The 6199-nt window shown below is 73.0% G+C and carries 5 protein-coding genes; 3 read left to right on the forward strand and 2 right to left on the reverse strand.

Annotation, left to right across the window (positions count from 1 at the left end):
• Window positions 1-36: 36 nt before the first annotated feature.
• Both AB0E67_RS35890 and AB0E67_RS35895 read left to right on the forward strand, forming a co-directional pair.
• The gene (locus AB0E67_RS35890) at window positions 37-393 is read left to right on the forward strand and encodes an acyl carrier protein (protein ID WP_362034985.1); all 357 of its coding nucleotides are present in this window, start codon (window positions 37-39) and stop codon (window positions 391-393) included.
• Window positions 390-2000: an amidase family protein gene (locus AB0E67_RS35895; protein ID WP_362034987.1), complete on the forward strand. Its 1611-nt coding sequence runs from the start codon at window positions 390-392 to the stop codon at window positions 1998-2000. Before AB0E67_RS35890 ends, AB0E67_RS35895 begins: the two co-directional genes overlap by 4 nt.
• Before the next feature lie 399 nt (window positions 2001-2399).
• Here the strand turns inward: AB0E67_RS35895 and AB0E67_RS35900 are convergent, their stop codons facing one another.
• Window positions 2400-3611: a Dyp-type peroxidase gene (locus AB0E67_RS35900; RefSeq protein WP_362034989.1), complete on the reverse strand. Its 1212-nt coding sequence runs from the start codon at window positions 3609-3611 to the stop codon at window positions 2400-2402.
• A 30-nt stretch (window positions 3612-3641) separates the two neighbouring features.
• Between AB0E67_RS35900 and AB0E67_RS35905 the strand changes: the two genes are divergently transcribed.
• Entirely contained in the window at window positions 3642-5009 is a 1368-nt protein-coding gene (locus tag AB0E67_RS35905) for a right-handed parallel beta-helix repeat-containing protein (RefSeq protein ID WP_362034991.1), read from the forward strand.
• A 110-nt stretch (window positions 5010-5119) separates the two neighbouring features.
• Here AB0E67_RS35905 and AB0E67_RS35910 read toward each other — a convergent pair whose 3' ends face one another.
• The gene (locus AB0E67_RS35910) at window positions 5120-5956 is read right to left on the reverse strand and encodes a hypothetical protein (RefSeq protein WP_362034993.1); all 837 of its coding nucleotides are present in this window, start codon (window positions 5954-5956) and stop codon (window positions 5120-5122) included.
• Between the last annotated feature and the right edge of the window lie 243 nt (window positions 5957-6199).

Here is a 6199-nt window from a genome sequence, read left to right on the forward strand (position 1 = left end):
CCCCCCCCCCCCCCCCCCCCCGGCGAGCCGAGCGAAGTGCTGCTCACAAAGGTCCGGACCCTGGCCGCCCGCGTCCTGGGCCACCAGGAGGTGGCGAGCGAGATCGACGAGGACACGCTGTTGGCGGACCTGGGGCTGGACTCCTTGGCCGCGGTCGATCTGCGCAATGAACTCGCGGCGTGGACGGGGCTGGCGCTGCCGTCCACGCTGCTGTTCGACGTTCTGGAGAGGCGGGGGTGCGGGGGCGGAGCAGCTCCGTCCCACGCACCCCCGCGCCGGCCGTCCTCACGACCGGGTGCCCTTCGCCGCGCGTGCCACGACGGTCGACGGCGCAGGGAGGCGCAGAAGCCTCTTGCGCGCGGCGATCCTTCTGCAGTGGGCTGTCCCGCATGAAGAAGAGAAGCATCGCGGCACTGACCGCGGCACTGACCGTGGCGCCCCTTCTGGCGGCGGGTGCGCCGGGGCAGCGTGCGGTGGCCGCGGACGCCGATGCCGACGGCCCCTCGTCCCCCACCGAGTCGACGCTCCTGCGCGGAGTGGACCTGGAGACGGTGACGATCCCCGAGTTACAGGCGCGCATGAAGCGCGGGTCCCTGACCTCGTCGGAGCTGACCCTGTCGTACCTGCGGCGGATCAAGGCCGTCGACCCGAAGATCAACGCGGTGCTGCGCACCAGCCCGACGGCCCTGCGCCAGGCTGCCGCCAGCGATGTCAGGCATCGCCTCGGCAAGGTCCGCGGCCCGCTCGACGGCATCCCCGTCCTGCTGAAGGACAATGTGAACACCCGCGACATGCCGACGACGGCCGGGTCCCTGGCACTGGGCGGAAGTCCGCCGGCCACGGACGCGGAGCTGGTCAGGAGGCTGCGCGCGGCAGGCGCGGTGATCCTCGGCAAGGCCAACATGTCCGAATGGGCCAACTTCCGTGCGGCGAAGCCGACATCGGGCTGGTCGGCGGTGGGCGGGCAGACGAACAACCCGTACGTCCTGGACCGGAATCCGTGCGGATCGTCCTCCGGTTCGGCCGCCGCGCTCGCCGCGTCGTTGGCGCAGGTGGCGATCGGCACCGAGACCGACGGCTCCATCGTGTGCCCGGCCGGGATGAACGGGGTCGTCGGCCACAAGCCCAGCCTCGGACTGATCAGCCGGTCCGGCGTCGTCCCGATCTCCGCCGAGCAGGACACGGCCGGCCCCATGGCACGCAACGTCATCGACACCGCGATCACCCTCTCGGTGCTCAGCGGTCACGACGCCCCGGGCGCCGACGGTGCCTTCGGCCTCACGGGCACGGCCGCAGGCCCCGACGGCCTGCGGGGCAAGCGGATCGGCCTGTGGCGGCTCCCCTCGCTCGGCGCCGACGTGGACACCCTGATGACCCGGACCGCGGCACGACTGCGTGCCGCCGGGGCGCAGGTCGTCGAGGTGACGCCCCCGTACCAGGACAGGCTCGCCGAACTCGAGTTCCCGGCCCTGCTGAGCGAGTTCCGCCGGGACATCGACACCTACCTCGCCACCCGCAACGGGCCTCGCGACCTCGCCGAGCTGATCGAGTTCAACCGCACGCACCCGGCCGAACGGACCTGCTTCGCCGGCCAGGAGTTGTTCGAACAGGCCCTGGCCGCGCCGCCGACCACGGATCCGCGCCACCGGGCGATGCGCGCCGAACTGAAGGACCTGTCCCGGCGGTCCATCGACGAGACCATGGCCGCCCACGGCCTGGACGCCATCGCCTCCCCGGCGAACCCGCCCGCCTGGACGACCGACTGCGCGCGGGGCGACAACGACGTGATCCCGTCCTCCACCCCGGCCGCCGTCGCCGGGTACCCCTCGCTGTCCGTGCCCGCCGGGTTCGTCGGCGAGTTGCCGGTCGGCCTGCTCCTGATGGCCGGCGACCACCAGGACGCCGGTCTGCTGTCGCTGGGGGCGGCGGTGGAGCGGCGGCTGGACGCCTGGCGGGCACCGCGGTACCTGCCCTCGGTGACGTCCGACACCACTCGGTGAGGCGGTCGGCGACGGCTCCGCCGACTGTCGGCCGATGCCGTCGCCCTACCGCTCGCGCTTCCGGGACTCCGGCGACCGCTGCCCAAGGGCTGTCCCGTAATCCCTGGTGGGTCGGCGCGCGGCGTCGGATGCGGTGCATCGCAAGGCGGAGGGGCGCCCGCATACTGGGTGCACTTGGGCGTTCCGGCAACACGGCGAGGTGCCGCAGCTGTCGTCGTGCGCCCGCCAGGGATCACGGGACAGCCCTTAGCGCGGCGGTTGCCGGAGCGTGCTTTCTCGTGGCGAGCAGCCGGATCGGGCCGCTTCGTCCTGAGCGGTACGCACGTGCTCCGGTGATCACTCCCACCAGTGAGACCGGGATACGTGCGTTTCGGTGGGACGGAGGAAGCGAGGCGGACCTCATGTCCAGAGCTGTTCGCCCAGAATCCCCGCGGGTGCGGCGCCGGGCAGGACGTAGGCCACGGCCGAGGCCCGGTGCTGGAGGAAGGGGTTGAGGGCGTCGCGGGCGGCCAGACGGTTCTGGACGCGGGTGAACTGGTCGGGGTCGCGCATGAAGGCGCAGAAGAGCAGGCCGCGGTCGGTCGGGCCGTCGTCGTAGCTGTAGCTGCGGCGGAGCATACGTGCGCCGCCGTCGAAGCGAGGGCTGGCGAGACGCACGTGGGCGGTGGCGGGGATGACGTAGGAACCGTCGGGGTTCTTGGCGAAGATGTCCGGCTCGTCGTGCTCTGCGGTACCGCTGAGCGGGACGCCGTCGCGGGCGCGGCGGCCGATCACCCGGTCCCGCTGGTTCTCCGGGAGGGCCGCGAAGCCGGTGACGTCCATGCGGATCCTGCGGTAGACCAGAACGGTGCCGTCGCGGTGGGCTCCGGACGGGCCCCAGACCCACTGATCGGCCGCCGCGTGATCGGGGTTGGCGGTGCCGTCCTTGGAGCCGAACAGGTTGCGCGGGGTGGTGCCCGGGGGCGTGTGGGGCATGAAGCCGGACTGGGTCCAGCGCGGTACGGCGCCGGCCGCGTGCGCGGCCCGGTCGGCGAGCTCGGCGACGACGGTGAGGGTCCAGCGGTCGGCCGCGCACAGTTGGACCAGGAGATCGCCGTCGCTGCGGTGCGGGTCGAGGCGGTCGCCGGGGAAGGCCGGCAACTCGCCGAACGAGGCGGGGACGTTGAGGCCGAGCCGGGCGGCGAGGGCGGGGCCGATGCCGACCAGGGAGGTCAGCCGGGACGCGCCGCCGCCCTGGAGTCGCGGGTCCGGCGGGGTGTCGGAGGCTGCGGCGGCGAGCGTGCGGGTCAGCGCGCCGAGGACACCTCGCAGGGTCTTCCGGTCGGTCGCGGCGGAGGTCTGCGGGAGGTCGAAGGAGAGCAGGTGTGTCGCCGGTTGCTGGGGCGCCATGACGCCCGCCTGTCGGGCTCCGTGGAAGGGAATCGCGGTCTCGGTCGGCGGGGCGCCGGGGGTGGCACGGTCGGCTGTCCGGTCGCCCCTCGCCAGTTCGTCGGCCGCCGCACCGATCCCGGCGGCGAGCACCGCTCCGCCGGCGAGCAGTGCCCGACGCCGCCCGAAACGGGTTGCCGCGGGCCGGGATGAATCCTGCGCATTTCCCTGTTCGGTGGGCATACGCCTATTGGAGACGATAAAACAACTGCCATGCAAATCCTGTCTGCAGAAGGCCTGTTGATGCGTCGTGCCGTCCCGTCGGCGGTGTCCCGGGCGGCACTGCGTCTGTCGGTGCTGGTCGCCTCGGTCGCGATGGCGGCCACCGGATGCTCCGATACGGGGTCGACGTCCGCCGATGCGCGGCATCCGGCGGGGAGCGTGTTGCGTGTTCCGCAGGACTTCCGCTCGGTGCAGCAGGCGGTGGACGTCGCTCGTGAGGGCGAAACGGTACTGGTCGGCCCGGGCGTGTACCGGGAGAGCGTGCGCGTCACCAAGCCCCGCGTGGTGCTGCGCGGAACGGACCGCAACGCGGTGGTCTTCGACGGCGGTGTGCGTCTGGCCAACGGCATCACCGTGACCGGCGCCGGCTCGGTGGTCGAGAACCTCACCGTGCACGGCTATCTCGCCAACGGCGTGCTGTTCACCGGCGTCACCGACGAGCGGTTGCAACGGCGCGGCGCGGGCGGTTCCGCCTACGACCCGCTGGACACCGCCCGCTTCCCCGCCGTCCGGGGCTTCCGTGCGACCCGGGTGACGGCGTACAACAACGGCCTGTACGGCATCTACGCCTTCGACGCGCGCGACGGCGTGATCGAGGACTCCTACGCCTCCGGGCACGCCGACTCGGGTATCTACGTCGGCCAGTGCAAGCCCTGCAACACCGTCGTCCGCGGCAACACGGTGGAGCGCAACGCGGTCGGCATCGAAATGACCAATGCCTCGGACAACCTGTCGGTGCTGGGCAATCTCGTCGCCCGCAACCGAGTCGGTGTCACGGTCAACTCCAATGACCTGGAGGCCCTCGCCCCGCAGCGCGGCGCGCTGATCGCGGGCAATGTGGTCGCCGACAACAACGCCGCCGACACGCCCCAGCAGGCCGACGGGGGCTTCGGTATCGGCATCGGCATCGGCGGTGGCACCGGAAACCGTGTACAGCGCAACCTGGTTCGGGGCAATCGGGCGGCCGGAGTGGTCGTCACCGACCCGCCGGGGCATCCGGCGAGCGGCAATCAGGTCGAGGACAACCGCGCCACCGGCAACGGCATCGACCTCGTGCTGGCCTCGGCCGATCCGGGCAACTGTTTCGCGGGCAACCGGCCGGCCACCCAGAGCCCGGACGGCCTGGAGCGTCGCGCGGGCTGCGGCACCCGCGGCCGGGGCGGGCTGCCCACCGGCCGGGCGGCGCCGGTGCAGGCGCCGCCCGGCATCCCGTTCAGCCAGGTGCCGGCCCCGCCCGCCCAGCCGTCCATGCCGGACCCGACAGCCCCGGGCAGCCCGGCCACCGGCCTGTCGGGGGCCGTCGACCCGGCCGCGTACCCGCTGCCGAAGAACGTGGACACCGTGCCGCACTCGAACTGAGAAGCGGTGCCCCGGCGGACTCGGTGCCCGATTCACCCTGCCGCCCCGGAGGGTGAGCCGAGGAGAGCCGTCGGCAGCCGCGGGAACCGGAGCTCGTGGGCACGGAGATGTCAGCCGGTGTTCCACGGCGTCTCGGGGAGCTTCGCGCGGCCGTCGCGTCCGGAGAACTCCACGGTGGTCGGCGTTCCCAGGCCCGAGATCCGCATCGTCACCCGCCGCAGGCCGCCGTCGGCGTCGACCCAGTACGTCAGCGGAGACCGTTCGCCGTCCGGCCCCGCACCGGGCGTGGCGCCCTGGGCGCGCGGCCCGGCGAACCGGTCGTAGCTGCGGCCGTCGATGCGCTCACGCTCCAGCCAGCGAGCTCCGGACTGCGCGAGCAGCAGCGGGTTGTCGGGACGGTCCGCGCCGAGCTCGACCAGCAACCGGAGCCCGGCGTCCAGGGGATCGGTCGTGTAGGAGCGCGCGGACCAGGCCGAGCGCGGGATGTGCTCGGCCTGCTGCCAGGGCGGGCTGTTGTCGCCCTCCCGTGCGGGGGCCAGGCCGAGGCCGCCGGTGTCCCAGACGATCAGGCCGTGGTCGAGCCGCCCGGCCGCGGGCCCGGCGGCCCCGGAGGATCCAGAGGCCCCGGTGGAACCGGTGACCTGGTAACTCCCCACGGCCCTGTGGGTCCGGTAGTCCACGACCCCCTTGACCCGCACCACCACTCCGCCGCCCTCGGTGGCGGTGAGGGTCACCGCCACCGGACTGGCCTGGTACAGATTCAGCCGCGACAGCGCCAGCCTGGACGCCTCCTCCATCGTCACCGGCCGCTCGGCGGTGTCGTCGGAGAGGCTCCGGTAGGCGGCCAGGCCGCCCGCCGCGGCGCCGCACACCGCGAGCGCGATCAGTGTTCTGAACCAGCGGGTCCGACGCGGCGTACGGCCGCCGGTCTTCGTCTTCCGAGCCATGCAGTCGCTTTCTGTCGTCGGTCGGTCACACAGGAGGGCGGGTTCGCGAACCGCTGGTCCGCGAACCCGCCCGATCCGGCCCGGAGGGTTACCGGTACCGGCTGCCCCTCTCGGGGGCCAGGCCCTGTCTTCCATCTGCCGTCGTTCGGCCGGAGGCCGGGCCGCGCGTCGTCCGGTGCGTGCGATCGCACGCACCGGACGACGCTCCTTCCCAGAAAGGGAGAGCGGGGGGGAGGGGAAGAG

Source organism: Streptomyces sp. NPDC032161, from assembly GCF_040636995.1.
Lineage (GTDB): Bacteria > Actinomycetota > Actinomycetes > Streptomycetales > Streptomycetaceae > Streptomyces.